We start from the raw sequence: 681 nt of genomic DNA on the forward strand, positions 1-681 counted from the left end.
TCATAAGGGGCATGATGATTTGACGTCATCCCCACCTTCCTCCGGTTTGTCACCGGCAGTCACCTTAGAGTGCCCAACTAAATGCTGGCAACTAAGATCAAGGGTTGCGCTCGTTGCGGGACTTAACCCAACATCTCACGACACGAGCTGACGACAACCATGCACCACCTGTCATTCGGTCCCCGAAGGGAACTCCCTATCTCTAGGGTCGTCCGAAGATGTCAAGACCTGGTAAGGTTCTTCGCGTTGCTTCGAATTAAACCACATGCTCCACCGCTTGTGCGGGCCCCCGTCAATTCTTTTGAGTTTCAGCCTTGCGGCCGTACTCCCCAGGCGGAGTGCTTAATGCGTTAACTGCAGCACTAAGGGGCGGAAACCCCCTAACACCTAGCACTCATCGTTTACGGCGTGGACTACCAGGGTATCTAATCCTGTTCGCTCCCCACGCTTTCGCACCTCAGCGTCAGTTACAGACCAGAGAGCCGCCTTCGCCACTGGTGTTCCTCCACATATCTACGCATTTCACCGCTACACGTGGAATTCCGCTCTCCTCTTCTGTACTCAAGTTCCCCAGTTTCCAATGACCGCTTGCGGTTGAGCCGCAAGATTTCACATCAGACTTAAGAAACCGCCTACGCGCGCTTTACGCCCAATAATTCCGGACAACGCTTGCCCCCTACG

1 rRNA gene is annotated in these 681 nt (G+C 54.2%); it reads right to left on the reverse strand.

What is annotated here, in order from left to right:
• Window positions 1-681: ribosomal RNA gene (locus ACFOY7_RS18420) — 16S ribosomal RNA — on the reverse strand; the annotation flags it as partial.

It is taken from the genome of Gracilibacillus xinjiangensis (assembly GCF_042651765.1).
Lineage (GTDB): Bacteria > Bacillota > Bacilli > Bacillales > Amphibacillaceae > Gracilibacillus > Gracilibacillus xinjiangensis.